At 60.2% G+C, this 26,587-nt stretch carries 25 protein-coding genes; 13 read left to right on the forward strand and 12 right to left on the reverse strand.

Annotation, left to right across the window (positions count from 1 at the left end):
* Nucleotides 1-223 precede the first annotated feature (223 nt).
* The 3 genes from WOC76_RS03995 (at nt 224) to hemA (ending at nt 4,102) form a co-directional block, all read left to right on the forward strand.
* A complete protein-coding gene (locus tag WOC76_RS03995; RefSeq protein ID WP_341431276.1) occupies nt 224-1,768 on the forward strand; it encodes a DHA2 family efflux MFS transporter permease subunit in 1,545 nt (514 codons plus the stop codon).
* A gap of 547 nt (nt 1,769-2,315) precedes the next feature.
* Nucleotides 2,316-2,591 carry a hypothetical protein gene (locus WOC76_RS04000; protein WP_341103716.1) on the forward strand — a complete coding sequence of 92 codons (276 nt, stop codon included), beginning with the start codon at nt 2,316-2,318 and terminating at the stop codon, nt 2,589-2,591.
* 224 nt (nt 2,592-2,815) lie between these two features.
* Nucleotides 2,816-4,102, forward strand: a complete 1,287-nt coding sequence (gene hemA / locus WOC76_RS04005; RefSeq protein WP_341103714.1) for a 5-aminolevulinate synthase — start codon at nt 2,816-2,818, stop codon at nt 4,100-4,102.
* A gap of 374 nt (nt 4,103-4,476) precedes the next feature.
* Here hemA and WOC76_RS04010 read toward each other — a convergent pair whose 3' ends face one another.
* Together WOC76_RS04010 and WOC76_RS04015 are read right to left on the reverse strand one after the other, a co-directional pair.
* Nucleotides 4,477-4,725 carry a hypothetical protein gene (locus tag WOC76_RS04010; protein WP_341103712.1) on the reverse strand — a complete coding sequence of 83 codons (249 nt, stop codon included), beginning with the start codon at nt 4,723-4,725 and terminating at the stop codon, nt 4,477-4,479.
* A 22-nt stretch (nt 4,726-4,747) separates the two neighbouring features.
* A complete protein-coding gene (locus tag WOC76_RS04015; RefSeq protein ID WP_341103710.1) occupies nt 4,748-5,440 on the reverse strand; it encodes an RNA polymerase sigma factor in 693 nt (230 codons plus the stop codon).
* A gap of 687 nt (nt 5,441-6,127) precedes the next feature.
* On the opposite strand from WOC76_RS04015, the gene WOC76_RS04020 reads away from it, so the two are divergent.
* Complete coding sequence (locus WOC76_RS04020; RefSeq protein WP_341103709.1) at nt 6,128-6,871, forward strand: hypothetical protein; 744 nt, start codon at nt 6,128-6,130, stop codon at nt 6,869-6,871.
* A gap of 864 nt (nt 6,872-7,735) precedes the next feature.
* Nucleotides 7,736-8,053, forward strand: a complete 318-nt coding sequence (locus WOC76_RS04025) for a hypothetical protein (protein ID WP_341103707.1) — start codon at nt 7,736-7,738, stop codon at nt 8,051-8,053.
* A gap of 527 nt (nt 8,054-8,580) precedes the next feature.
* On the opposite strand, the gene WOC76_RS04030 is transcribed toward WOC76_RS04025, so the two are convergent.
* The 7 genes from WOC76_RS04030 to WOC76_RS04060 form a co-directional block, all read right to left on the reverse strand.
* On the reverse strand, nt 8,581-11,157 hold the full coding sequence (locus WOC76_RS04030) for a hypothetical protein (RefSeq protein WP_341389732.1): 2,577 nt from the start codon (nt 11,155-11,157) through the stop codon (nt 8,581-8,583).
* Nucleotides 11,158-11,279: 122 nt separating this feature from the next.
* Nucleotides 11,280-13,082 carry a hypothetical protein gene (locus WOC76_RS04035; protein WP_341103704.1) on the reverse strand — a complete coding sequence of 601 codons (1,803 nt, stop codon included), beginning with the start codon at nt 13,080-13,082 and terminating at the stop codon, nt 11,280-11,282.
* Between the two features lie 172 nt (nt 13,083-13,254).
* On the reverse strand, nt 13,255-14,013 hold the full coding sequence (locus WOC76_RS04040; protein WP_341103702.1) for a hypothetical protein: 759 nt from the start codon (nt 14,011-14,013) through the stop codon (nt 13,255-13,257).
* A complete protein-coding gene (locus WOC76_RS04045; protein ID WP_341103700.1) occupies nt 13,920-14,402 on the reverse strand; it encodes an ATP-binding domain-containing protein in 483 nt (160 codons plus the stop codon). Before WOC76_RS04045 ends, WOC76_RS04040 begins: the two co-directional genes overlap by 94 nt.
* Before the next feature lie 101 nt (nt 14,403-14,503).
* The gene (locus tag WOC76_RS04050) at nt 14,504-14,722 is read right to left on the reverse strand and encodes a hypothetical protein (RefSeq protein ID WP_341103698.1); all 219 of its coding nucleotides are present in this window, start codon (nt 14,720-14,722) and stop codon (nt 14,504-14,506) included.
* A 600-nt stretch (nt 14,723-15,322) separates the two neighbouring features.
* Complete coding sequence (locus tag WOC76_RS04055) at nt 15,323-15,730, reverse strand: hypothetical protein (protein WP_341103696.1); 408 nt, start codon at nt 15,728-15,730, stop codon at nt 15,323-15,325.
* 294 nt (nt 15,731-16,024) lie between these two features.
* The gene (locus tag WOC76_RS04060; protein WP_341103694.1) at nt 16,025-16,243 is read right to left on the reverse strand and encodes an Arm DNA-binding domain-containing protein; all 219 of its coding nucleotides are present in this window, start codon (nt 16,241-16,243) and stop codon (nt 16,025-16,027) included.
* A gap of 163 nt (nt 16,244-16,406) precedes the next feature.
* On the opposite strand from WOC76_RS04060, the gene WOC76_RS04065 reads away from it, so the two are divergent.
* The gene (locus WOC76_RS04065; protein WP_341103691.1) at nt 16,407-16,598 is read left to right on the forward strand and encodes a hypothetical protein; all 192 of its coding nucleotides are present in this window, start codon (nt 16,407-16,409) and stop codon (nt 16,596-16,598) included.
* A gap of 89 nt (nt 16,599-16,687) precedes the next feature.
* Here WOC76_RS04065 and WOC76_RS04070 read toward each other — a convergent pair whose 3' ends face one another.
* Nucleotides 16,688-17,200, reverse strand: coding sequence for a hypothetical protein (locus tag WOC76_RS04070; protein WP_341103690.1), 513 nt, complete (start codon nt 17,198-17,200; stop codon nt 16,688-16,690).
* A gap of 489 nt (nt 17,201-17,689) precedes the next feature.
* The gene (locus WOC76_RS04075) at nt 17,690-18,814 is read right to left on the reverse strand and encodes an aminotransferase (RefSeq protein WP_341389739.1); all 1,125 of its coding nucleotides are present in this window, start codon (nt 18,812-18,814) and stop codon (nt 17,690-17,692) included.
* Nucleotides 18,815-19,087: 273 nt separating this feature from the next.
* Between WOC76_RS04075 and WOC76_RS04080 the strand changes: the two genes are divergently transcribed.
* Together WOC76_RS04080 and WOC76_RS04085 are read left to right on the forward strand one after the other, a co-directional pair.
* Nucleotides 19,088-19,240 (forward strand): hypothetical protein, encoded by a 153-nt coding sequence (locus WOC76_RS04080; RefSeq protein ID WP_341103687.1) that lies wholly within the window; start codon nt 19,088-19,090, stop codon nt 19,238-19,240.
* A gap of 195 nt (nt 19,241-19,435) precedes the next feature.
* Nucleotides 19,436-20,515, forward strand: coding sequence for a PAS domain S-box protein (locus tag WOC76_RS04085; protein ID WP_341103686.1), 1,080 nt, complete (start codon nt 19,436-19,438; stop codon nt 20,513-20,515).
* Nucleotides 20,516-20,964: 449 nt separating this feature from the next.
* Here the strand turns inward: WOC76_RS04085 and WOC76_RS04090 are convergent, their stop codons facing one another.
* Entirely contained in the window at nt 20,965-21,249 is a 285-nt protein-coding gene (locus WOC76_RS04090; protein WP_341103685.1) for a hypothetical protein, read from the reverse strand.
* A 111-nt stretch (nt 21,250-21,360) separates the two neighbouring features.
* Here WOC76_RS04090 and WOC76_RS04095 point away from each other — a divergent pair, with 111 nt between their 5' ends.
* From WOC76_RS04095 to WOC76_RS04115, 5 genes are all read left to right on the forward strand, one after another.
* Nucleotides 21,361-21,798 carry a hypothetical protein gene (locus WOC76_RS04095; protein ID WP_341103684.1) on the forward strand — a complete coding sequence of 146 codons (438 nt, stop codon included), beginning with the start codon at nt 21,361-21,363 and terminating at the stop codon, nt 21,796-21,798.
* Nucleotides 21,799-21,950: 152 nt separating this feature from the next.
* Nucleotides 21,951-24,989 carry an ATP-binding protein gene (locus WOC76_RS04100; protein ID WP_341431277.1) on the forward strand — a complete coding sequence of 1,013 codons (3,039 nt, stop codon included), beginning with the start codon at nt 21,951-21,953 and terminating at the stop codon, nt 24,987-24,989.
* Between the two features lie 38 nt (nt 24,990-25,027).
* Nucleotides 25,028-25,678 carry a hypothetical protein gene (locus WOC76_RS04105; RefSeq protein ID WP_341103678.1) on the forward strand — a complete coding sequence of 217 codons (651 nt, stop codon included), beginning with the start codon at nt 25,028-25,030 and terminating at the stop codon, nt 25,676-25,678.
* A gap of 84 nt (nt 25,679-25,762) precedes the next feature.
* Nucleotides 25,763-26,134 carry a hypothetical protein gene (locus tag WOC76_RS04110; protein ID WP_341103676.1) on the forward strand — a complete coding sequence of 124 codons (372 nt, stop codon included), beginning with the start codon at nt 25,763-25,765 and terminating at the stop codon, nt 26,132-26,134.
* A 99-nt stretch (nt 26,135-26,233) separates the two neighbouring features.
* The gene (locus WOC76_RS04115) at nt 26,234-26,449 is read left to right on the forward strand and encodes a SlyX family protein (RefSeq protein ID WP_341103674.1); all 216 of its coding nucleotides are present in this window, start codon (nt 26,234-26,236) and stop codon (nt 26,447-26,449) included.
* Nucleotides 26,450-26,587 lie beyond the last annotated feature (138 nt).

Consider the following 26,587-nt stretch of genomic DNA (forward strand, 5'->3'; position numbering starts at 1 on the left):
GTGGCGGATGGGAGCGGGTCCTCTGGCGACTGCCGCCTTCGTTGAGGGCTGGGGTCAAGGCTCAGTTGGCTGGCGACCGGCGCCCCGGACGCAGTCAGAAATTGTGTTGCGAACGACATGTTGGAGAGAGCGTTGCCCCTTCACTCGTCATTCCCCGAGCGCGCCGGTCCTGGGGCGCGCGATGTTCGTTGACAACAGGCCGTTACGCGGCTGGCGGCTTTGGTTGTTCATTGCGACCCTAGCGCTTGGCACAGTCGTCGTCCTTTCCAATGTCCCCGGCTACACGATAACCGTGCCATATGTGGCGGGGAGCCTTGGCGGCGTCACGCCGAGCTTCGGCACGTGGGGGACGACCGACCATATGGTTGGCCTGGCGCTTGGCCTGCCATTTGCGCGTTGGTTCTCGGGCCGCTTCGGCGACTATCGCGTCTATGTCGTCGCGTTCCTTCTCTACGCCTGCGCCGCATGGGTTTGCGCAGCGAGCGAGACCCTTTGGACGTTTCTGCCGGGCCGCATTGCGCTTGGCTTCGCGGGCGGTGTGACCCTCCCGCTCGCGCAATCGCTGGCGCTCAGGGAGTTTCCCGAGCGCCGACGCACCTGGGCCGTCGGATTGTGGGGCGTGCTGAGCATGACGCCCTTAACGATCGGCGTGTTTCTTGGCGGATGGTTCGCCGAATTCTTGAGCTGGCGCTGGGTGTTTTATACCGACGTCATCGTCGGCGTGCTCGTGGCCGCCCTTGTGGGCGCGCTGCTTTATGGCCGGGGTTTCAGCGTGCGAATCGTGCGATTCGACTTCGTAGGAGTCGCCCTGCTTACCGTCATCGTCTATGGCGTCCAAACAGTCCTCAACATGGGTAACGATTTTGATTGGTTCGCCTCGCCGATCCTTGTGACAGCCCTGGTCGTTGTTGAAATCGCGGTCCCGGCATTTGTGATTTGGGAGCTCGGCGAGCGCAATCCCGTGCTCGACTTGCGCTTGTTCGGACATCGTAACTATGCGATCGCGACCTTCTGCTCCGTGTTTGGATTCCTGATCATCCAGGGTCTATTGTCGGTATTTGTCTTTCAACTGCAGTTGCTCATGGGCTATACGTCATCCCTTGCCGGAATGGTTTACCTATTGATGTTCGTCATCGCGGGGCCGGCTGTCGCCATTCTCCATGAACTCAACAAAACGATAGACGTGCGCCTAATCAGCTTCTTCGATTTTGCCGGGCTCGCTGGGACGCTTACTTGGCTCGGGCTATTCGACCGGCTTGCCTGGTTCGACCAGCTATTCTCGCCGATGCTGTTCTTCGGCTTTTTTATTGCCCTCTTCTTTGCCCCGCTTGCGAGCTTGGCCATGCACGGGCTCTCTGGATCGAAGCTTATTCGCGCCGCCGAGGAACTGGCGTTGTTGCGCACCGTAGCGGGCTCCTACGGCATCTCGTTGCTCGCTGTCGTACAGTTCCGGCGGCTACCGTTCCACCAGCTCGACCTCGCCGATCATCTCGGGGGGCGGCGGTTTGCATCACTGGATCTTTTCGCGCAGACGACCGCGAAACTTGAAGCTGCGGGCCTAAACTCCTCGACGGCGACGCGCCGGCTTGCAAACCTCATACGTGAGCAATCGGCCCTGCTCGCGTTGAACGACGTGTTTCTGGTCGGCGCTGTCGTCTTCGTGTTGCTGGCCGCCCTCCTCTGGTTCGCACATCCAACCATGATCGCCTTCTGGCGGCGTGGTGATGCGGCGCATCTCCGAGCGGAGGAGCTCATGGAGTCGCCATGAGGTGGAGTTTTAACCCGTCGGCATTTTCTCGGCTTCGTCAACGGGCCGTTTTCCGGGACGATGAGGAGCGTGCGCCGTACACGGCGCCGCGCGTGTGGCCCTTGCATCAGTCGGACATGGGTATGCGGCGCAGCTGCCTTCCGAGCCACCGCTTTAACCGCACGTCGATTCGTATCTCGCGCCGGCATCAAGAACTGCGCGAGTGATTGGGAAGCTGTAGCGAGCAGCCGCCAGAGGTCGAACCACGCCGACCACGGATGCGGAAATCTAGGGGCTCACGAGTTTATCGAGCGCTTCTTCCTCAATGGAGAGCACAATCGTGAGCGTTCAAGGATAAATTTCATTCTTGAGAGTAAGAACTCCAACTCGGAATGCGTCTAATGGGCAAGGTCACGAGAAAGGTGATCGCGGCGGCGAGATAGTACCTCGCTCGGTAGGACTTCGCGCGCGTTAGAGATTTATGTGCACGCAAAGTCATCAAATGGAGCTGACGTTTCGGGAGCGTAACCGTCGCTCGATTCTGAACCAGATCAAAGGAGGCGCATCGATGAAATATCTTCTTGTGCTCTTGATCCTATGCAACACAGCGCAACTTGCTACAGCATCGCCTCGGCATGAACTCGCGGGACGTTCTGGTTTGCATGCATCTGCTGCGTTGTCCTCCAGACAAAGCCCGCGACTGAATGTTAACTATCCGGAAAGCCTGAACGGCGAGCGAGACGGGCAGGGATTGATTCCGATAGCAAACCAGGATCTGCGAGGACTTCTCTTCGTGCTTGGCGGATTGGCCGGCCCGGTAGCGCTCTTGTTCGCAACGCCATAGCGCAGGAGTTGTAGTCCCTCTTTCGACCAACCACATCCTCGGACATGGCCGAGAAACTGAATTGATCTGCGTGATTAAAAAATCCCGTCATCGAAACCCCCAACTTTCCTCTCGATGACGCGATGCGGGGGCGCGGCGTTTTTCGCGCCCCCGCGCTCTAGCTGGCCGCGAAGGCCCTAGGACGTTCAAAACATTCATGGGCTCAATGAATGAGGGTTCCTTCCATGGTATATCGGCGATATTTCGAGGCGGCCGTTTCCCGTCTGAAGGACGAACGTCGTTACCGCGTCTTCGCCCATCTTGAGCGCGACGTCGACACCTTTCCCTTCGCCAGATGGCATCGCGACGACGGCTCCATTCAGGAGGTCACCGTCTGGTGCTCGAATGACTATCTCGGCATGGGCCAGCATCCGGAGGTGATCGCCGCCATGCTCGAGACGGCGGGCAAGGTCGGCGCCGGCGCGGGCGGCACGCGCAATATTTCCGGCACCAGCCACGCCATCGTCGAGCTCGAGCGCGAACTCGCCGACCTGCACGGCAAGGAGGCGGCGCTCGTCTTCACCTCGGGCTGGATTTCCAATCTCGCCGCCATCTCGACCATCGCCGATCTGCTGCCCAATTGCATCATCCTCTCCGACGCCTCGAACCACAATTCGATGATCGAGGGCGTGAAGCGGTCGCGCGCCGAAAAGAAAATCTTCCGCCACAACGACCTCGCCCATCTCGAAGAGCTGCTGATCGACGCTGGCGACCGCCCCAAGCTCGTCGTCTTCGAGAGCCTCTACTCCATGAACGGCAATCTCGCGCCGGTCGCCGAGATCGCCGCGCTCGCCGAACGCTACGGCGCCATGACCTATGTCGACGAGGTTCACGCCGTCGGCATGTATGGCGCGCGCGGGGGCGGCGTCTGCGAACAGGCCGGCGTCATGGATCGCATCGACGTGATCGAAGGGACGCTCGCCAAGGGCTTCGGAACCATGGGCGGCTATGTCGCCGGCGACGCGGTCGTGATCGACGCAATCCGCTCCTATGCGGGCGCCTTCATCTTCACCACGGCGCTGCCGCCGTCGGTCGCCGCCGCCGCCGGCGCCGCCGTGCGGTTGCTGAAGCGCCGGCCGGATCTGCGCACCGCCCATCAGCGCGCCGCCCATATCACCAAGCACGCGCTCTCCGCCGCTGGCCTGCTGGTTCTGGAGAACGCCTCGCATATCGTGCCGGTGATGGTCCGCGACGCGGAATTGTGCAAGGCCGCGAGCGATCTGCTGCTCGCGCGCCATCACGTCTATATCCAGCCGATCAACTATCCGACCGTCGCCAAGGGCTCGGAGCGCCTGCGCATCACGCCCACGCCACGCCACACGCAGGACCATATCGCCCATCTGGTCGAGGCGCTGGTCGATGTCTGGCACACGCTCGGCATCCCCTTCGTGGAGCCGCCGTCGCATCTGCATGTCGACGAAAAGAGCGCCGAACGCTGCGCCTATCCCGAGATCAAGCTCGCCGCGCAGTAAGATACGGAGCGATGTCGTGTTCCCCATGTTCGCGGTGATATTGTGATCGTCTCACGTCGGTGGCGTCGACCTCGGTAGGTTAACTTTTTATCGTCTTTCGAGGAGAGGAGAGGGGATTACCGATCTCGCTGTGGCAGAACGCCTTGTCAAAAAGGCTTTTCGCTTTGTTAGTTGGTTTTTCATATCAGGGCAGTCGAAGAAGCCTGCAATGCGCCCGCCGGCGAACACCGTGCGATAAAAAAGGTGGACCGCAGCGTCGACGACGTATTCGTCGCTGAGACGCGTAAAGCTAGACCTGCGCTCTCATAAGCCCGTCGTTGGGCGACAGGTCAAATTCTTTCACGCTCTCTTTAGAGGCGCGCCCGGGAGGATCCTTACTTAGAGGCGTCGGATTTATTTCCGGCCAGTAAGACCTCGAGGAGACCCAGGTAAACCTCTTCGCACTCGGGACACTGGTGCATATGATGGCGCACTGCGGGAAGGCGCGCCGCGGCGTCCTTACCAGCGGCTTGCAGCTCGGCATAGTGCGGCAATTGCTCGAAATAATCGCTGCACGACAGCTCCTCACCGGCGTTCGCCGCGAAGATTGTGTCGATCAGGCGTCCGAACTCCGCTCGTTTCATATTCGATTCTCGTTTCTAACCATTAGACGTCTTGAAATAAAGAATTCTTACCATCTTCTAAATAGGATCGCGATTGCCGGGGCATATCGAATGTGGCGATTAGCTCACGGTGTGTGACGCCCCTTGAGAGGAGGGCCGCCTTGAGCCGTTTGCGCGCATCGTGAATGAGCTTATAGAGGCTGTTCCGATTGGTTCCCAGCCATTCAGCGACCAGATCCAGCGGCATTTCTTGGAATGCGTGTGCAATCAACGCCTTGCGCTGCAAGGGGGTCAGTGCGGTTTCGATCAGCTCGCTCAGCATCGCCCAAGCTTGCTGCTGCTCGAGACTTCGCTCTGGCCCGGGATTGTCAATCGGCCAGTGCGGCATGGCGTCGCCGAGTCGCGCCGGGTCGGCCGCGCTTGCTTGCCAACGGCGCCGTCGCAGTTCATTGAGGGTGACACGGATCGCGATCGAATAGGCCCATGTCGTAAATTCGCTGTCGCCCCGGAATTGATCCAGCTTGGACTGAATGAGGAAGGCGGACTCTTGTGCGCAGTCTTCCGCCACATCCTCATAGCCATGGTTAAGGAGGCCGGCATTAGGCGCTCGCTTACGAGACAGGAAGTTGAGAATGGCGCGGCGCAATAATTGTCGCAGCTCCTTGACCGCGTTCTCCTGGCTTTGCCCTGTCTCGCGCAAAGAGATCAGCCACTGAGCATTGGATCTTGTCGCCACCGAGGCCTCTGGATTGATGATTGAGGACTATGCTTTGTCCTGTGTGAGCCATCGACGATAGCCAAAGGATGCTAAGTTATCTCTGGCGTGCAGCTGGGAAGAGGTTAGCTTCCGCCACAGGAATTTACAAACCACAGCTGGAATGACGCAAGCTCGATCTCGTTTCATCCACCCAATCCTCTCGGCGGATACCGCCGGAATGGCCATGGAAAATCCGTCGGAAGAGGTGCAGTCCAAACGGAGCGCAAATTAGAGAGGATCTGGATCCAAAGAAATAAGTAAATGGAGCTGAGGCGCGTTATCCGATCAAGTCAACGTATACCGCCGGCGACACCGTCAATAATGATCCTTCGAGTCAATTCGTGGTTCTACTGCCGAGTTAAAAAACGCGACGCATCTCAACGAAGTCTGGGACGAGACCGTCGACCTTGTCAGGCTTGAAAAATCATTCTCGCTTGAAACCCTCATACAAGAAAGCTGATCTCAACAACACGAAAGCGATCCCATACGCCCAGGTCCGGGGCTGAGCTGACGCGGGGGAGGGATCTGGCGCTTGCGACTGTGAAGCCATCACGACGCCAACAGACCCTGGGCGGGTTCACCCTACGATAAAGACGTCATATTCCCTCGTTCGCTCCTTTTTTCGCGTGTCCTCGAGGTTGCTTAACGGCCATACATCGATACGCAGTGACCCACAGCGCGGCGCTGACGGAGCCGCTCGCTTCGCTTTTCGAAGCTGCTGGGAATGCCGTGGTAGCGCCGCTTTTAGCGACGGACAGCGCACGGCCGAGATTCCCGACAAAAAATTTCTTGTCGCACGGAGTAAGATTGATCGGACCTCCGCTCTCTAAAGGTTCGGCCACTCCCCAATTCCCACAATCTGAGGGCATTGAAATGCATCATACGGAAAAGAAAATCCTGTCGGGCATGATCCTGTTAGCGTTCGCCGCTTTAGGCCTATCGGTTTCGTCGTTGGCCGAGGATAAGAAGGGGATACAAGAGGACTCCGCGGTGGTGAGGACGAGGCAGCATGTGAAGATGCTCGATGAGCTTTTTAAGAACGTCATCGTCCTTGTTGACAAGACTTACGTGAAAGCGCCGAGCGACGTTTCCGCGGCGGCTGCAGGCAAGGCGATTTTCGCTACGATGAAGAAGTCTGGATGGTACGATGTCAGATTGCTGGGGTTGACCGAGGCTGTCGGCGATGCGGACGATCTCCCCGCCGATCTGTTCGAGCGCACAGCCGCGAAGAAGCTGCGAGATGGTGAAAGCTATTATGAAGAGCTCTCGGAAAAGGACGGCAAGCGCTACTTGCGAGTCGCGACCGGCGTGCCCGTTGTCTCCGAAAACTGCGTGATGTGCCATGCGAACTTCAAAGGCGACAAAGGGAATATCGGGGCGCTGTCCTACACTGTGCCGCTCATGAAGTAGTAGATCCCAATCAGGCTGGGCCGCAATTGCGAAAACCGCGGAATCGCTCGCATTCCGCTCTCGGCTTGTGATGCTCAGGACCTTTGCGGCCAATCTCACCACAACAGACGACCGGCTGCGCAATCCTGACCAGCTCGGCCGGTTGCCTGTTGCTGCGTTCTGCCCTCGGGCATATCAGCCGTCGTGATCCGACCGTCGCTGGACTCGGAGCGAGCCGCTACCGCATTTCCATGTCTTAATGGAGGCTCCAAGAGTCGCGGCGTTTCGAAGCGGATCGATTGAACGAAGCCTCTCTGGCGATTGATGCAAGCTATGGGCGCTTAATGCGCGGTGCGGGGCCTAGGGAGGCCATCTGGAATCTGGGGACCAGTGATGTGCAGACGAGGGCCTGTTGGAAGGGTGGACAGTCGCTGACACAGGTCCACCCGCATTCGATTTGCAGTGGGAGAATGGCGATCTTTGGATTACCCGATTTAAAGGCGCACTGGCCAGCGCTCCCGTTCCGAACCGGGACACATCCGTGGAAGTTCGCGGACCAGGACTGATAGCGACTCCTCCGCTTCATGGCGTGTCGCGTTCTGGCGTTGAGCGTGGCGCCTATGAAGGACCGGGCCAGGGGTCAAGGTCGACTATGGGCTCGCAGAAGCAAGGACAGATATTAATCATCTGGCCAGCGAGCATGGTGTAGCGCTCGTGATGATCGGCGAGTTCGTTGGATCGATTTAGCGAACATTGAGAGCGGCCCGGATATTGCGCGAGTTTGCTGGCGCGACAAGCATTGGCGAGGAAGCTGAAGCGTAGGATGCGCCTAAAATGTCTTGACCGCGCTCGGCCTCGACATTGATTGGCAAGACGGCAGCGACGATGAGTAACGGCGCAATCGACCCAGCCGCCCTACGCCTATCGCCTGTGGATCTTCTCGCTGCGGCGGAGGCTGTCGGCGCCGTAGTCAGACTCGATCTCGATTGTAACCGCATCATAGTGACCGGCGTTGTGCATCTTACGCCAGAGATCCTGAAACGCCTCGAAAACGATCCCGCTATCGCCGAGGCGGTCTATCAGCGCCTCTTCGAACAGATCGAGCCCGAAAGTTGGATTGCGCCGATCGAAGGCGCCGAGGCTCGCGTCTTCGCTGACGATTGGTCTCGGCGCGCGTGGCGCAAGCCGCGGCGCCCCGGATAAGGATGGAGGGCGACGCCGAAAGCCTCCAAGGCCGGCGACAAAGGCGAGGCGTCACGCGGGGCTCCGCGCAAGAAGGTCCCAATCCCCGCGGACGATATATGGCCGGCCGATCGTCCCGCTCTCAGCGCGCTCGAGGCGACGAAGGCGCTCTTTGGCGTGGCGCTGCGCCTACGGGCTGAACTCGAAGCTTCACGTTCGTCTGCGACGGGGGCGGGGAGCCCCTCGTGATGCTACTGACAAAAGGGCAGATGAACGACCACAAAGGTGCCCGATGATGCTCAAGGCGCCGCCGCCTGCTTCGGCCTTTGAGCGCGGACAGGGGTTGCGACAGTGACTGGTTTCGGGAAGCGCTTGTGGCGCGCGGAACCATACCCTGCATCCCGCCAACCAGAAGCCGAAAGACCCCTCTCGACTACGACAAGGGGCCCTACCGACAGCGGCACAAAATCGAGAACCTCTTCGCCAAACTCGAGGACTGGCGGCGCATCGCAACCCGCCAGGATCTTATGCGCCCACCTTTTGGTAGCTTAATTGTTTGCCGAATTATCGGGTTTTATATCGCAAGTTGGATCGTCAGGGTTGAAGTTACCTTCTGTCCCTGGGTTCGAGGCCGGCGGGATCGGCATATAAAGGGGCGGCATTGCATTCACGAAGTGATCCAGACTGCTGTGGATGCTTAGCGGGTCTTTCTTGGAATAGGCGAATACACCGCGCCCCAGAGTTTTAATCGGCTGGGTCGGCCCAGAGCAACACCAATATTTACTAGGGAACTTCCCATAGTCTGAAGCCGGGTCGTTGCTCGTAAGGTTGCCCTTGCAGTCGATATAAGCCCCCGTATTGTCCCAGCCTGGGGATTTATCTGCCGAAAACTCAGGCAGGAACGGCGGTATATCTATTGTCGGGCTCTCCTTTCTCAACGTGAATGTATAGTATTGGGGAGATTTCTTAAGGGGATTTGTCGTCTTGGGGTAATTCACCTTATCCCCGTTGTCTCGAAGCCAAACTTGGCAAGAAGGGTTGTTGGAATTGAGGATAAACGAAGTGTAGAGCTGGTTGATCGGCCTCCAATGTGGATCATCGGCGGCAGGCATACCATTCTGCCTGAGGCTTCTCGGGCACAGCAAGTAGTCCGTGAACCTGGGCCTGTCCATACCATCAGCGTTCGCGAACTTCCCAACGGTAATCGTGATCGGCGGAGTAGCGGGGTTCTGATTTTCTAGATGCTTGGTGCTTCCTACGTCAATTACCACGCCCTCTCCCCATGCCTGAACATTTCCGACAGCGTCATCAACTGAATAGGCATATACCCCAGGGATTTTCAGGAATTTCCGCATGCCATTTTTAGCGGTTGGATCACCGTGGACAAGCACAACCCAAGGATTAAACGAGTAGTTGCTCGCGGGCTTATCTCTATTATAGGGCGAGTCATTCCGCTGGCCGTAGTTCAATTCGTCGAATTCTTTTTTCGCAGCCAGATAGGGTCCATACAGCTTACATTTTCTTTTGGGCTGGTCCTGAGTGGGACAGTCCACTTCGTTTTGATAATATGCTGAGGAGTCTGCGAGTAGATTGTCGGTTGGCTTGCACCCCTTCGTGGGGTCGGCCTCGACCGCTTCTGTGAAAGGCGTCCAGCCATACACATGGGACATGACGAAGTCTGTCGTAGCGTCGAAATTGTAATCCTCGCCACCATTGGCGTGCTTCATTTTGACGGCGGTGCCCTGGCATGTGCCATTTGCAAAAAGACTGAGATACTTTTTGTAATTTTCTTGCATCATCGGAATGATGTCGTTGATGGCTTGGCAAAACTTCGTGCCCGTGTTCGTGGCGGACAAGCAATAGCCATTGCCCGGGCTCGTATGATACTGCCATGCTTCTCTCAGGCGCCCGATGGGGGCCCATATATCCGTGTTCCATTTCGTAACAGACTCCAAGTCCGTGCGTGGATTTGGCGCAGTCAACGACGGCATCACCTCTAAAGGTGAAGCAAACTTCTCAACGGTAACGCGCTCGATGGCGCCGCTTTTTGTCGATGGTTTGTACTCCCGCACAAAGCGTGGCCAGCCTGGATATTGGCCGTTCGATCTAAAGTTGTTCAAAGCTGTCAAAAAGGTTCCGTACGACTGCGGTGTGCCGACATAGCCGACCTGGTCATTATTGACGGGCCCCATAGCGGCGGGTCCATAAGCCACATTCACATAGCTAATGTCGAAATCGACATTCTTTAGATCCAGCACTGCTGGAGGTGAATCTTTTCCCTTAGGTTGATCGACGGCCTGCCGCGCGCCAAGAGTATACTCAAGCAGTTGGCTGGGATCTGCCTTCGGTAGATCAGCGGTGTCTTCTTGGATGACCAGGCTTTCGCAAGGATTTGTTCCCTTGCAAACGGGCTTCACGGTGTTAGCGGCCGTAATGGATGTTTCATACTGGTTTGGTCGCGGCCAAGCGTCCCTATTTCCTGCGAAATCCGGGTTTTGGCTAAAGGGTTTGTAATCGTTCCCTAAGGAGCGCAGGGGGAAGGAGAGGGAATTAAGCAGCCGCAGGGCTGCAATGGGATTGCTTACGGGATAATAATTGCGGTCGTCCCATAATGCACGCGGTGCGTTTGCGTTGCTCGAGTAGAAGAGTTGAATTGTACCGCCTTGCCACCAGTCAATGAATTGACCCGGATCCTTTGGATTTATCCCGTCGAATGACGCAGAGCCTGAGTCTTTGATTTTGGTGTATAGAGGTAGCGTGATGCAGATTTTCTGTCCAGGCGCAATGCCTTTCGTCGGATTGACATAGAGGCGATAGGCTTTGTCCCGAGGAAAATTATAGGCGCCCGAGGGATCCTCCATTTGATTCTGAGTGACGCTAAAATAAAATTGCATCCATGTGTCAATCGGACCCTTGCCCATCGTTATAACAGGAAAGACCCACTGGCCTGGAGGCGGCGTATTTGTATCATTGTAGAATTTGAGCTTCATCGCCGGCATTTTGGGGTCGCTTAGTGGGCTACAAAATGGATCGATCTCTTGCGCAACAATCGGCGTCGTGAAAGCGAGACTTGCGCCGCCTAGAACCATTTTCACGATAGCCGCCTTTCGAAAATCGCCCAACATAAGCGCCCCCGTAACGAAGTTAGAATATAACTATTCTCTTGCAAAAATTAAGCTTAAGTCAAGAGGCCTAACGCCATAGGATAGTGCAATGAAGCATGACCAATTTGATCCCTCCCCGGCATTCAGATTGATGTGATGCTTTCCGGCGGGGAGCGGGGCGCTGCCAAGCAAAAATAGCGAGCCCGCTCTAGGCCTCCCGGTGAAGCCTCCGTCATGGCCGCATGCTCTGCAGCCGAGCCAATGAGCCGTTGCCACGCCTTGAACCGCGGTTGAATGTCACAGCCGGGTTCGAGCGGCGGATTGCCGAGCAGGATCGTATAGAGCGCATTCAGGATCTCGCCGCGATGGTCGAGCGTCCATTGAACCGGGTTGGGGTGCGTAAAAGGCCGGTTCTCGGGATCGGGGCGATCGAGCGTCAATTGCAACCGCAGGCTACGGGACGCATAGTCGCCTGCCGGTCCCACATTGTTTCCAGTAAAGGCTTGGATCGTATAGGCCGGCGCGTGGACGGTCTGGGTCGCGCCAAGCAGGCGATCGCTGTAGATTTCCGAGGTGGCGGCGCGCTCGAGATGTGGGCAGGAAATCCTGGCGCCGCGAGGGATGTTGTCCCACACGATAACGGGCAGGCCCTCTTGTAGATGAGCCAATATCGCCTTGCGCCGTTCATCCTCATTGCGCACGGCCAGCGCCGCCGCCGCCGCCGCCGCCGCCGGCTTCGCGCCGAGCACGGCGAGAATGATCATGGTGATAACCGTGGTTTTACCGCTGCCCCGCAATCCGGCCGAAATCCAGAACGCGGGTCGTTCGGGAAGCAGCACGCGCTCGATGATGCTGAGCGTGAGAGCAATGAGGATCGCCTTGCCGACAACGCCGGTCGCTACGTCAACGAGCCATCCCTCGGTCAAAACGCGCCAAGCCTTGGCGACCGCAATCTCCGTGCAGTCTTTTTTCGCTGGGATATATTTCAACAGCTCCGGATCATTGCGCATGACAAAATTGAATTGCCGATGCAATCCGTTCTGCGCCAGCAGCTCGCCATTCGGCAACACAAGCGGCATGGTCGCCACAGCGCGTACCCTTGGCGTTTTTGAGCGGGTGTAGCGGAGACAGTGATTGACGAATTTTGATGGCGGGGCGACGTAACGTTCGCCGTCCGCCGTATCTTCCACGAAAGTGACGTGGTCGCCGATTGCGATCTCCAAGCTATAGGCGTCGTGCTTGGTGAGCAGGAAATGCTTGGGCGGCGGCAGTGGCGAGGTCTCGTCCTCTTCCTCTTCGGCGTTGGCGCCGCTCGCCGTCAATGTGTGTGTGTTCACGGTCTCGCGGCAGCGAATGGCGACCGGCCAGCTCTCCACGTCGCGCATAGGGGGCTCGGCCGCCGTGACGCTGCATAGGGCTTCGTCCCACGCCTCCATAACCGGGCCTGCTTCGGCGTCGGCCAAAGGCGGCCGTAACCGGATTTTTACGCTCTCCGCCGCTAGGCGTGCGCGACGCGCCTTCGCCGCCTCCTCCTGTTTCACCCCCCGCGCGGCTTTCAGAGCGGCTTTGGCCGCATTGACGCCGCCGAAGCGTTCGCCGGCCAATCTTACAAGCTCAATTTCCTCCGCTGGATCGAGTTCAGCGTTGGGCGCCAGCTTGCAGAGGATGCGCACAGCGGCAGGCTTCGCCACGCCCCGGATCGCCGCGCTGACCGAGGCGAAGTCATGTTTCAGCCGGTAGATCGTCTCGGCGCGATGCGCGAAGGACAGGACATAAACCTTCCCGCCCTCGTCTTGCCGGAGAATGGCGCTGCTCCTTGAAAAAGAAGCGCCTTCAATCGGGTCGGCGAACCATCTGCCCTCATAGCGCGCCGGATCGGCCAGCACGTCGCGCACAGCCGGCGCGCCGAGATTGTGATTGCGAAAATCGAGGATAGCGTCGGGCAACAGAACGCCGCCGGCCCATTGGCGCGCTGTGTGTTCCGCCTGTTCCTGGCTAATGCCGCGCTTGACGAGCGCCGCAGTCCGTTGGGCCTCCCATTCTCGGCGGACGCGCTCGGCCTCGGGCTTTAGCGCCTTGGCGGAGGCGTCGATCGCCGCGCGCGCTTTTCGTCGGCGGTCAATTCAAGGCATAGCGCCTTGCTGTCGAATTGCGGGCCGTCGTGGATTTCGGGCTTTGGTCGCCGTTGCGCCAGCGGCGGCGAAAGTTGCGGCGTCGCCTCGAAGCATAGCCGCTCGGGCGCGGAGGCGCTGCGATCGACGATCGACCGCTGAAGCAGCGCGCCGTTCTTGCCGAGCATATGCCAGCCGAGGCCATGCGCCCAGGCGCGGGCGTGAAGCGTATCAAGCACCGCTTAACGTCGGCGGCGTCGAGGACGAGCAGATAGTCGTGCTCGCCGAGAAAGCCGCCCTTCGCGTCGATACTAGCCCTGACTTTGACCGGCGTTTCATTGACGTCAAAGTCGATCAACGCGAGACCGGGCGCGCCGGCCGTATAGGTGAAACTCTCACGGCTGCGCGGCGCGCCTTTGGCGGGATCGGCGCCTGCCTTACCCTTGATGGCCAGTGGCACGCGATCGGGCAGGTCTGGGCGCAGGCGCCCGAGGGTATAGGCGACGTCGGATGGCGTCTGCTCGAGGATCTCTGCGAACTGGCGCCAATCGTCGAGCGGCATGCGCTCCATACTGCTGCGAACCATATTCGCGGCTAGCGTGGATACGAGCTTGTCGTCGGGCCCGAGTTTGATGCGCTTCGATAAGGCGCCGTCAGCGTTCCGGCAGCGGGTCAGTTCGATCGCTGTCGGCGCCTCGCGGCGATCGCCGCCGCCATGGCCGGCGCCGCCATTGACGCCTTTGAGGTTGGGACGAGGCGTTTCCATCGGCGCGTTCCCCATCCTGAGAAGCCGCGTGGCGCCGCGCCGCCGACCAGCGTCAGCTCGCGCGCGGCCCGCGTAACGGCCGTGTAGAGCCAGCGCGCCGCGTCGCCGCAGAAGACCTGACTTTGGTCCTTCACCAGCACCCTCGGCCATTGCGAGCCTTGCGCCGTGTGAGCGGTGATGGCGTAGCCGAAGTGGAGGTCGTCGCAGCCAGGCGGCGGATGAGGGTCGAGGCGGTCATCGCCGCCCGCCGCTGCGCTGGCGCGCAGCAGTTTCGCGTCGGCCATAACCTCGATGAGGTCGTCAAGACCGTCATGCGAGACCTCGCCATACCAAAAGTCGCCGTCTTCGTCGCGGCGCACGCCGTTGTCATGAGAAAAGGCGCGCAGCATTGGCCGTGCGCCGTCTGATGCTTATTCGGGCAGTTCCAGCGAGAGCAGGAAGTCTGTGATCGCTTTCTCCATGGCTTTGACGGCAAGCTCGTTGCCGCGCTCTATGGCGGCGAGCGCCGTGTCGAGTTTCTTTTTGGCGAGGAGTCCACTACCGTGATGCGCTCGAGCCTGGCGGAGTCATGCGACATTTCTTCCAAGACGCCCTTCGCATTAGTGTCCATCACGAGAACCCAACCAATGTTCGCGATGGAGCTTGCGAGCAGTTCGCGGGTGCTGCGCTTGGCCTGGGCCTGGATTTGTTCGGAGGTCTGCGTTTGCATGGGTTTTCCTTATGTCATCACTGTTCCGTGAAGTGTCGCCAGACGCTTCATAAAACGCGTCACTGGGGGGCGCGCTTGATGAAACTCCCGGTCGGGTCTTGGCACGCGTGGCAGATGCGGGTTTCACGGCGGGTTTCAGCGACGCGAGCGCGCGCCTTTCCAACCAGGCCTCAATCTGAGTGCGGCGGCGAAATTTCCGGCCGTTGACGCGGACCGGCCGCGGAAAATCATTGCCCGGGTCGCTGTCCCAACGCGCGAAGGTCCGCAAAGAGACATTTAGCAGCTTGGCGAGCTTCGGGTCGGAGATCAGCTCTAGAGGATCGGCCGTGTCCAACAATTTCGTTTTCTCCATGGGGCTCGCGACGAGATATGACATCGCCTTGCATGGACAAATTAGGCATGCGCGATGTCGATCGGCTAGAGGGCGTGAGCGAGAAAACACTTTCTTCTCAGTTATTTAAACTGCACGCGCTTCTGATAATAATTATCGAAAGCCGACACGCTTTTTATAATTGTCCATGGGACCCGCAGGCGCAAAAAAAGGAGCCGCGGAAATCCGCGACTCCCGCAAATGCCCGGGAGCTTCGCCGCCCAGGTGGTTCACACATCGAGTATGCGGTAGAAGGATATCACGCGGTTAATGTTGGACTTGTATTTAGCGCAGACAGTCTTGAGCGCTTTAGTAAACTGCTCTCCCCCTTCCACACGCTTACGAACTTCCTCAGCGGCAACCCAGTATCTGTCGTTGGTCGGGTCGGCTGGTCGGTGTGGCGGCAATCGTTCTTCTACGGTCACGTAGAACGGGCCGCGCGCCGTTTTTGGCGGAATGGTTTTGAGTTGCGCTCCGGGTGGCAAGATAAATTTCAGTTTCCCGTCGGGCGTAAGAGCCAGGTCCGGAAAAAAGTCGCGCGGAGTGTCGCTTGGCACACTGACGACAATTCGTTCCCCTTTGGGCGAGGAACTCTGGAGTTTTCCTCCGCCCAAAATGTAGGCCAGCGTTTTTGCCACTGCTGCCGATATGGGCCTTCCGCGGGCGAGGAACCGGACCAGCTCGTCAACTCGGCCGCGGTCTGATTGCCCAATTTGGCGACGATCTCGACGCGGAGGAGGCGCTCGGCTTCTTTCGCCCAAGCTGGTTTCCATTTCTTAGTCTTAGCTTTCGGATTGGGAGCGGACAGATAGGCTTCGACCGCGGTGGCGACGGTGTCCCGCTTCGCGGCCTCAGAGGCGGCCCTGCGCTCTTTCTTGATGGCGCCAGGATCATTGCCTCGGGCGAGCTCGACAAGCGCCTCTCGGGCCAATTCACGCGCCTTTAGCGAGGCCGAGCGCGGCCGGGCCAATAGTGTAGTTTCGGGGGCGGCCTTCGTGCCGAAACCGCAAGTTGAAGCTCATCCTGCCGGACGGCCGCACGGTGAGGAAGAGTCCGTCGCCGTCGGGATACTCCGTTGGCTTGGCCGGCGGGTTCTTTTGGACGCTTTCGATGAATTTGATTGTTAGTCGTTTCGTCTGGCGCTCGCCCATGCATTTTCCCAACGTAACCCCGCCCCTTCGCGATGGGCTGCCGTTTTCAGAAAATTTTTGCGGGCGCTGGGGACTAGCTTGAACTTGACTAATAGCCGCCGCCGCAGCGTCCAGCGATGCTATAGTGTAACGTCAGCGCGTGTAGCTAAGACGGGGGCATTGCATGGCGAAGACAGGACAGGCGGGCAGCGACGTGAAGACGGACGGTCGCGGGCCGGGCGGGCGATGGCTGCCGGGCGCATCGCCAAACCCCGCCGGACGGCCCAAGGCGAGCTATCTCGTCGCCATGCACGAGATCAGTCGTCTTGCCGGTATCGAGATTGTTGATGTGACGCCCGCCAGCACGAGCAACTAGTGACGGGCAAAGGGCGCTCGTTTCACAAAATCCCCGGAAGGCGCTGGCGCACGTCATCTGAAATTCAGGGGAGGCCTTCGGCACGATGGCTATATCTGCGGCGCAAATCCCCCGCCAAGAACTAAACCATCGTTGATAGCTGCAATAAGCGGCGTGGTTAAAGTCACGTGGTAGCCCACTCGGATGAGAACGCCGTTTCGTATTGCCGTGTCGAAGTTAAGGATTAGAACTTGCGGCGCGCCTCCAACACCCGGAAATGACTGAGGCAATAGTTGGAGACCCCAGGCGTCGACAGCAAAGGTGGTTTGGTCTTCTTCGAGAGACACGCTCACGGGGGTCGCCAATATGGCGGATGAAGTGATCGTGGATGGAGCAGTATCAGTTCCGTATGATCGTAACGTAAGACCCTCTCGATCTGCGCTCAGAGGCAGATAGGTGAAGAAGGTTCCCCTGCCGGTGCTGTCGCCGCCATGGTGTTCTACGACGACGCTGCCTGTGTAAACTTCAATTAACTTCTGGTCTTCGCCGGTGTTGATGCGCCACTCCACATGCGACGGAAGGATGATGTTACCCAGTGTCACACTAAAATTGAAATCAGACATTTTCCGCTCCCCCCTAATAAATCATCCAATGGCGGACCGCATAAATTGACCTTCGTCAACGCGTAACTCCCGCTTAAAGTTCCCTGTGGCTAAAGGCAGCGCGCTGGGTTGCGCGGCTAACGAGCCGGTCACCCTGCTCCGGAGGGCGCGGCAAGGATCACTATGTGCTGGCGGAGACCGCGCGCCAGCATGGCCCGGCTTGGTTTTGCTTGTGTTTTAGAAATGGAGAGACAACGCCGTAGCGTCTGGAGACGCTAGAAAATCAGATTGTGGATCTGGGGTCCCCGCGTTCGAGCCGGGGTGGCGGTACCATGTTCTCCAGCAATTTCGCGGCGCGGACGCGCTTCAGTGCAGTCTGGAGACGCAAAAGCCGCTCTGCGCGCGCCCGGCGCGGCGGGGGCTTTCGAGCCCGCCGCGTAATAATCAGGCGTGGAGAGGCGGCCGACGCAGCTTCCGCTTTCGGCCTCACGGGGACTTGGCGCCGCCGGTCTACCCGCCCAACTGGCGCAGAAAACCGGACACTCTTGCAAGACCTGCCTTGAGCACGTCAGGGTTGTTCGCATAACCGATCCGAACATAGCCCTCCCATTGCAGCGCGCTGCCGGGCGTGAACATCACGCCCGTCCGTTCGATAAGGGCGACGCAAAAATCGCGGGAGGTCATGCCGACGTCGATCCGCACCCATGCCGTCGTGCCAGACTTCGGTTTGACGTAAGACAGGCGCGGCTCATCGCTGATCCAGCTGTCGAGGGTCGAAAGGTTCGCGCGCAAAATGGCGTGATTGCGTTTGAGGATCGCATCCCGGCTTTCGAGCGCGATCGAGGCGAGCAGGTCATTCAGCATTCCCACGCTGATCGTATTGTAGTCGCGATGAATCTGCACGCGTCGGATCGTCTCTGTTGGCGCGACGATCCATCCTACGCGCAAGCCCGCGAGCGACCACGTCTTGGACATGCTGCCGGTGCTGACGCCTTTCTCGTAAAGATCCGCAATCGACGTCGTGAAGCCGGAGCCGTGCTGATCCGTGCCGCGATAGACCTCGTCACTCAGCACATAAGCGCCGCAGGAACGCGCGATTCGCGCGATTTCGCCGAGGAACGCGGGCTCCATCAACGAGCCTGTCGGATTATTCGGATTGTTGATAGCGATCACGCGCGTCGCTGGCGTGACCATCCGTTCCAGTTCGCCAAGGTCGGGCAGGAAAGCATTTTCCTCGCGCAGCGGCAGAATCTCCACCTTGGCGCCGTAGCTCGCCGGAATGGAATAATGCTGCTGATAGGTCGGGAACACGGAAATCATGTGATCGCCCGGCTCTATCAGCGTCTCATAGAGGAGCGCGTTCGCGCTGATCGCGCCATGTGTGATCAGCACATTGGTCGGTCGCTGGTTCACGTACAACGACGCGACATTGGCGCGAAGCCGCTCTGTTCCGTCGATGTCGCCATAGGTCAGCTTCATCGGCAGAATTTCGCGCAACAGCGACCCTTCCCTGCCCGCGAGCCTCAGGAGCTCGCCGACGGTCAGCGACTCGACGCACGTTTCCGCAAGGTTGAGGTCACACATATTCTCATAAGCGTACATCCACTGTTCGACCCCAAATTCCTCGATGTGCATGAGTCCTCTTCCTTGTGGATTCGTCGCCCGGCGCATGTTGCGCCGCCGCTCAATATAATAATTCGTATCGACCGCCGATATCGAGTTCGCGGCGGCGATGAAAGCGCGACGGGTTCGGCGAAAGCGCCTTACCCTCACAGGCCACGAGCCGCGCCGCTGTCTCGTTCGTTCCTTCACGGGCAGCCGAAGAAATATCTCGTCAACGGTATGATTTTACTTGCTTTCGGCGACCGCCGGCGCTTTGAGGAGGCAATGAAACCAAACGGAGGCGGCATGCCGTCGATCGCCGAGCTTGAAGAAAAATTCGCCAGCTCCCTTGGGAAGCGTCTCGAGGATTTAACCGATGAGGAGCATGAGGCTTTCGGCGTCATGATCGCTCAGGGCTTGAGGGAAGCCGCCACGAGAGAGACGGAGAAGAAAGAATAAGGATCGAACTGGCTGCGAGCAGCGCGAACGCCCAGGGGCGTGGCGGCCTCCTTGCTGGCTTCACAACGGCCGCCGGATCGCTGGCGGTTTCTCAACTGGAGCGAAAGTCCCGCGCCGGCTTCGGGCCTGCGTCCTGCTCTTGAAAACGCAGCCTTGCGGCCTAAATCTCGCCCTCCAAGGTGGAGCCTGCGGGTCATGGATGAAGGCTATTCGTGGCTAAGATTGCTGATCGACAGCTCTTTCGCCAGTCGACTCCTGGTCGATAGAGCGGCCAATATCATCTTCGCCAATCGCGCCGCAGAGACCCTTTTCGGCTACGGGCCCGACGAACTGACGGGTAAGCCGATAGACGTGCTTTTTGCGTCCCCGCAGGACCGGGACCTGGCGGTCCCCCGCAGATATTTTCCTGGTCGCAGGATAAGAGGGGATCACGAGGAAATAAGAGGCTGCACGAAGCAAGGGCGGGAACTCATCCTGCGGATCGGCACCAGTCCGATCGAGACCGTCGCGGCGTCTTACCTTTCCGTCACGATTTTCGATATCACTCAATACAAGCAAACGGAGCGAGAGCTTCTCTTCAAGGGCAGGCAACTGGAGGAAGCGAAAAGGCGCGTTTCCAAGTTCGCCTTGCTTGCAGCCAACGATCTGCGAGAACGCTTGCAGAGGATCGGCGCGTCCGTGTCCGAGGCGAAAAGCGCGCTGGCGGCGGGGGACATGGTTGCAGCCGCGGCGGCGAACGACAGAGTTCTCGATTCGACGTCGAACGCCCAGCGTCTCGTGGACGCCTTGCTGGAATATAGCCTGCAGGCGTCAGCCATCCTCAATCTCGAATTTATTCACCTCAGAAGCGAGGTCGACTCCGTTCTGAACACGCTTTCGGAGACGACGGGCGACGCCGGGCTGAAAATCGAGAATACGGTTCCGGCGGATCTCCGGATAAAGGCGGACAAGCCCATGTTCATGCGTCTTCTCCGCGACCTTGTCGAGACGTCGATGTCATTGCGACGAAACGCGTCGGGGATAATTATCTCTGCGACGCGCAACAAGGAGAAAAATGGCATATTGCTCGGCATAGGCGGCAAGGAGGCGGGCAGGGGAGAAGACAATAACGGCTTCCGGGAGGCGGGCGCCCGCATGCGGCTCGAAGAGGGGCTCGCCGCGGTGAAATCGATCTGCGAACAGCATGGCTGGACTGTCGAGGCCGGCGCCCCGCCCGAGCAAGGCGGGTTCCAGGTGAGCATCCCGGTGAACGGCCCGCCGCTGGCGGCGCCTTGAGGCAAAAACTCCGAGGCGAAAACTCCCCCTTGCCGGATATGCCCGCCTGCGGCCGGCGTGCGCCAAAGTGGCGCGGCCGCGGAGGTCAGAAATTCAACCTGGGACGGCGGGACATCATTTTCCTGTATATTGCGCGTTGATAGTCGCCGACCGAGGGCTCGCTTTCCTCGATCATGTCGTCTGTGGCTTCGAGAGGCGCGATTCCATATCCGCAGTCCAAAAGAGACGTCAGGAATATGCGTATGAGACTTTGCGCGTCAATCTCGTCGGCGTGCTCCGCAAAATAGATTTCCGCTTCCTTGAGGGCTTGTCTGTACAAGTTTTCGAGAGGTTCCGTCATCTGCTTCCCGGCGATTTGAGGACCCGAATATCCTACCGTCGTTTTTGACCCGGACCCTCGGCGACCGCCGGACAAAATGACGCACCCCGCGCAGAGTTCGTCGAGAAACCTACTGCGCGGCGCAGGTGGGGAAAATCATCGATACGCGAATTCGATTTGTCTCCGCCTCGAATGCGTCCAGCGCCTCTTCTTCGAACAGGGATCTGAGCTTCCCATGCCCCAGCCGCATATCGTCGGCGGCGCGTTCACGCTCGTTTTCAAAGTTTTCCATCTCTCCGGGGCACAAGGCCTCGAAGTCCTCCGGGCTGGTTGTCAGCGCGAGAAGAGAGAGACGCCGGGCTGCGATCAGGGCAAGCTCTCTTGCTGCGCGACTATGTTCACGGCTGTAGCGCATGGCGGTGCTCCTTCCCCCATGCATAGCTGGGGCGACAGCCGGGTCCGGAAAGCGGCGGGCGACTCCCAGGCGGGACCCAAAGTGAGCCCTCGGGTGGCTGAGAGATACGCCGTGAACGTGGCGATGAATGCCGCGCGGTCGCGGCGCTTTGTGGGGCCTGCGCCGACGCTCAGCCAAATTTGTTTTTCTATTTCAGCGTATTGCGCTAGCCTGACGGCCGGCAGGGGATGTCGGTTGGTGAAAGAAATGACCGCGGACGAATATTTCAAGCTGCTCCACGCGGGCGTCGCTCCGCGTCTGGTTCAAATGGCGCGCGACTTCGCCGCGCTGGCCGACTCGGACCCGGACGCCGCAGGGCGAAAATTGGACGACGCCGATGTCATCTTCGCCGTCTGGCGGGCCGATGGCGGGAATTACGGGTTTATCCCGGTCTTTGGGGGCGATCGCCTGAAAGGCGCCGGGGTCGGACTTCGGTTGGCCGCCCTTTTTGCGCCGAGCGAGATGGAAGCCCTCATGCTCGCTTACCCCCGTCAATTGGTCACGCAATAAGACCTTTCGCGGAGACTCCGCTCGGGCGCAGGCCGGGAGCCATGTCGCGCGGCCGCGAAGGAGGGGAGGGAATCGGATGCGCCGCCCACGCTTCGCCATTCTTCGATCCTATGACCTCGGTGCGGGACAAAAGCCCCGTCCGGGGACCTGCGATGCAACCGATATGCCTGTCATATTCAAAGGACGATGGCGCCGAAGCGAAGGCTCTCGGCCTATGGCTCCTTGAAAACGGCTGGACCGAGGCCTTAATCGACGACGGCGCATCCGGTGAAGCGATCCGCCGCTGCGAAGCGGTGATATTCCTCGTGTCGCGCGGCTGGCTGGCGGATGAGGAGCGGCGCGCCGGATACTGGCGCTCGCGCAGCCTTGGCAAGGCTGTGTTCTGCGTCATTGTCGACGCCCTTCCCATCGAAGACCTTCCCTCAGGAATGAGCGTTTCGGGGCGCGTCTTCGCATTGGCCCCGGACGACGAAGCCTCCATGGTCCGCAGTTTCGAAGCGGACCGCGCCGTCACCTTTTCAATCAGGGGGCTCGACGCGTTGAGGGCTGCGCTGGTCCAAACGCGGGTAAATGCGCGATTTTTCGCCTGGCCGCCGCAAAATGAGCCCGACCGCGCTCCGTATCGAGGCCTCGAGGCTTTGGACGCGGTCGACGCCGGCGTCTTCTTCGGGCGCGATGCGGAACTCGTCGAAGCGCTCGACGCGCTCCGCAGCCTGGCTGCGGGCGGGCCGGGGCGATTGTTCATCGTCGCGGGCGAAGCCGGAGCCGGAAAATCGTCTTTTCTACGCGCCGGGCTCGCGCCTCGGCTTGGCTGCGATGACGCGTCCTTCCTGTTTCTTCCTGTCATTCGATCGACGGAAGGAGGCTTGTTCGGCCCGGGTGGTTTGGCGGAGGCGATCTCGGACGCGGCCCGGAGGCGCGGGCGCCCGCTTCCGGATACGGACATTCGCGAGGCCATCGCCGCGGGCGGAGAGTCGTTTCGGCGCTTGCTCGAGGATCTGACGAGCCGAACGGCGGCCGAACGCGACATCGGCGCATCGCCGCCGACGCTCGTCATTGCAATCGATCAGGCGGAGAGTCTGCTATGCGACAATGACGAGAGCCGGCGTCTGGCGGCGCTGATCGCTGGCCTGGCGAGCGAAGATCGTCCCGCGGTCATCATCGTCCTGGCCATGCGCCTGAGCGACTATGGGGCGCTTCAGCGCGAAAAGCTTTTTGCTGGATTTCGACCCTGTCTGTTTGCATTGCCGAGCATGTCGCGTGACGCCTATCGATCGGTGATCGAGGGCCCTGCGGGCCGCCTTCCGCCTGCCGGTCGAATGGAGATCGAGCCCGCCTTGGTGGAGGCGCTCCTCGACGATCTCGACGAGAGCGGCGATGATCCGCTGGCCAGGCTGGCGTTTGCCTTGCAATCGCTCTATCGCCTCTGCGCCTACGACAGGATCATCAGAAAAGCCGATTACGAAAAATGCGGGCGGCTCGCGGGGATGATCGACGCCGCTGCAGGACGCGTCCTTGCGATCGCTGGCGCCGATCCGGGCGCGCCGAGAGATCGCGACGCCCGCTTGGCCTTGTTGCGGCGCGGGCTCATTCCCTGGTTGGCCTGCAACGTTCCCGGCTCAGGGACCGCGCGCCGGCGTCGCGCGCGCATGAGAGAAATCCCGCTCGATTCGCTCCCGTTGATCGAGCTTCTCGCCGAGGAGCGGCTGGTGACGCGCGGCGTCGACCGGCCTGGCGACGAACCGACCTTCGAACTCGCGCATGACATATTGCTCGATCGCTGGAAACAGCTCCGAGACTGGCTCGCCGAAGAGCCCGCGCTCGACGAGACGATGGAGAAGCTGAAGCGCGCGGCGTCGGAATGGGACGCACATGGGCGGTCCGCAGAATGGGCCAAACACGCAGGGGCTCTGCTTCAGAAGGCGGAATCTATCTACGCCAAGCCGGAGTTTCTCGCGCGCCTCGACGCCGTCGACCGCGCCTATCTCATCGCCTGCCGAGAGAGGCAAAAATCAACGCCCCGGACAGACGTGTCACACCCCCCCGAGGAGTTGCAAATCCCCGAGGAGGAGCGGGTCGCCCGGAAGAGCGACTACTCGCTCCGCAACTCGCGGAGAACGCGCCGGCTGGAGGCGCTGGCCTGGACCGGCCTCGCAACCACGCTCGTGGCGGCCGGTCTTGCGGGTTGGCTGTGGCGATCCCCGCCCGAAACAGGACGGGACGCGACAGCGAAGCTGATGCAGTCCGAAGCGACGCTCGCGGCGGCGATCAACTCCATCAATCGCAGCCTGGATGGGCTTGCGAAAAAACTCGCGGGCGAGACTGAAAGCCAGGCGTCGCTGCTCGTCGACGCCTTCGACGATCTTTTGAAATTGCAGCAGCAGCTCGCCGACTACAACGCGCAGAGCGAGGATCTGCGTCGCAGCCAATCGGTGGCGCTCAACCATATTTCCGAGGTGTTCCTGGCGAAGGGCGACACTGAAGCCGCGCGCGCCGCCGCGCGCCGTTCGGTCGCCGTCATGGGAGCGTTGTCCTCATCCCGCCCACAAGACGCGGGATGGCGGCGCGACCTCTCCGTAAGCTATGAAAAACTTGGCGACGCGCAGGCGGCGGCTGGAGATCTGGCGGGCGCGCGCAAGTCCTATGGCGATGATCTGGAGATCGCCAGATCGCTCTCGACGGCGGCGCCTCGCGACGCGCAGCGGCGATGGGATATGTCCGTCAGTTATGAAAAGCTCGGCGATGTCCAGTTGGCGCAAGGGGATCTAAAAGGCGCGCTCGAGTCGTATGGCGACGCTCGGGCCGTCCGGGAGGCGCTGACGACCGAAAACCCCGGCGTCCAGAACTGGCGGCGCGGTCTGGCGGTCAGTTATGAAAAGATCGGGATCGCGCTCGCGAAGCGGCAGGAAACCAAACAAGCCATCGCCGCGTTCGAAGGCGCCCTTGAAATCTACCAGACGCTGACGCGCGCCAACCCGGCCGATCCGCAAACGACAGTTTACGCGGTTGTTCCGCACTGGTGGCTGGCTGATCTCGACAAGCCGAAAGCGCGGGAGCATCTCGACGCCGCGCTGGCGATACTTCAGCCATTGGCGGAGTCGGGCCGATTGAGCGACGACAAGCGCAAGTGGATGGCTCAGATCAAGGCGGCGCGAGGCGCTCTCGACGAGGCATCGTCGGCGAAACGTTGAAAGGCGACGGTCATCCGCTCGTACAAGGAGGTTGAGAGTTGAAAGCCCGCGGATCGATGAGGCGCGCCCTCGGGCTCGGCGCCGGAGGTCTGAGCCTGTTCTGGATGCTCGCTGGCGCGGCGGGCGCCAGAGCTCAGGACATGTACGACCCGCCCCCGTCCTATGACGATCCGGTTCCTATGGAGTCTGTTCCGCGCATCCCTCATCCGGGCTACGGGCCCGATGAATACGACTACCCGCCGGAGCCGGTCCCGGAAGAGATGTTTCATCGCAGACCTCCCGGCATGGCGGTCGCCCCGGAAATCTACGATATCGATCGGCCTCGCCCCATTCCTCGCGGGCTAAGCGAGCCTGGCTTCAGACCCAGGGACACGGGAGTCGTGCGGGAGGCCATCGCGCCTCGTCACGCGCCCAAAACAGCGGCGCCGCGGGCCTCGAGGGTCCCGCCGCCTCAAAAGGCCTTGGCGGTTGCGCGACCCCCGGCGCAGGGCGTCGCGGCGAGGCAGGCGGCTCATCAGCCGGCTTCCCCGCAGGATAGAGGCCGGGCCGCGGCGCCATCAGCCGTTCGGGCGCCGGCGCCTCCGGCTCCGCAGATGACTGACGCCGAAGCCGTTCAGGCCCATAAGGGGCGAGACGCGACCTCGCTTCCCATGAATGCGGGCGAGGGAAAGTCGAATATCGACCGGTAAACGAACGTCAAAGGAAAATCCTTTTGCCGATCGCTTGCGTCTCGCCCGTGGATCGGCTCCAATTCGCAAACAGGAGGTATCGTAATGAGCAAATTCTCACAGGTTGCGCTGGCTGCGGCTCTCGCCGCGGCGGTCGCGTCGCCCGCGCTGACGACCGACGCGGCCGCCGGCCCGATGTCCATCGCGGCGCCCGCCACTGTCGGATTGCAGGGTTCAGTGGGGCAGGCGTGGTATCGGGGCGGCTATCGCGGCGGTTATTATCGTCGCGGCTATGGCGGTTACTATGGCGGTTACTACCGCAGAGGCTATAGCTATAATCCCGGCGCCGCGATCGCCGCAGGCGCGGCGCTCGGGCTCGCCGGCGCCGCCGCCGCGGCCGCAGCGTCCCAGAATAATTATTATTATGGTTATCCTGGCTACTACGCTTATCCGGGCTACGGCTATTACGGTTGGTAAGGCTCCTATCCGGCCATGTCACGCGGCGCGAGACATCGCGCCGCTTTTTCATGGAAAGGTCGTCGCGCGTCTCCCCGACGCGCTCCGGAAAAACTTCTCATGAGCGATGATGCATCCGATTCCTCGTCCCGCCTGGACAGGCTGGAGACGCTCATGGCGCATCAGGAGAGGACGATTTCGGAACTGAATGACGTCATTGCAGCTCAATGGCGCAAGATCGACGCGCTCGAACGCCAGCTCCTTCGGCTGCGCGAGGACATGCAGAATATCGATCGCGCGCGCGACGCGCCCGAGCCGCCTCCGCCGCATTATTGAGAGGCGAGAGGCGGCCCGGACGGATCTTCGATCCGCTGGCGTCCCCCGCCGTAGAGCGCCCAAAGACGCTTACGGCGGGAGAGGGAATGCGCGTGGTCCGCAGCGTGGATGAAGGCCCCGGCCTACGCCCTCTCCCGC

Source organism: Methylocystis sp. IM3 (assembly GCF_038070105.1).
GTDB lineage: Bacteria > Pseudomonadota > Alphaproteobacteria > Rhizobiales > Beijerinckiaceae > Methylocystis.